At 71.5% G+C, this 386-nt stretch carries 1 protein-coding gene; it reads left to right on the top strand.

Annotated elements, in window-relative coordinates; all coding sequences use genetic code 11:
- Nucleotides 1-386, top strand: a 386-nt coding sequence (locus tag AC1DDH_RS20770; RefSeq protein ID WP_476956263.1) for a sigma 54-interacting transcriptional regulator, incomplete at both ends; no start/stop codon positions are given.

Below are 386 nucleotides of genomic sequence, written 5' to 3'. Positions count from 1 at the left end.
CCTCCGACTGGCTGCGCAAGCGCGCGGTGGGCCACTCGGCGCCCTGGCGTGAAACGCTGCGCGCAGTGGCGCAGGTCGGCCGCTTCGGCAGCGGCGCCTGCCTGCTGACCGGCGACAGTGGCTGCGGCAAGGAGCTGCTGGCGCGGCTGATCCATGATCTCGATCCGGTGCGGCGCAGCGGCCCCTTCATCGTGGTGGACTGCACCACGCTGAGCCCCGAGCTATCCGGCAGCGAGCTGTTCGGCCATGCGCGCGGCGCCTTTACCCACGCCGTGGCCGCGCGTGACGGCGCCGTGGCGCTTGCCGATTGCGGCACACTGTTCCTCGACGAAATCGGCGAACTGGACCTGCTGCTGCAAGCCCGCCTGCTGCGCGTGGTGCAGGAG

The sequence above is a fragment of the Arthrobacter sp. 10T425 genome (assembly GCF_056393985.1).
This window is presented reverse-complemented; position numbering and strand designations above follow the sequence as displayed.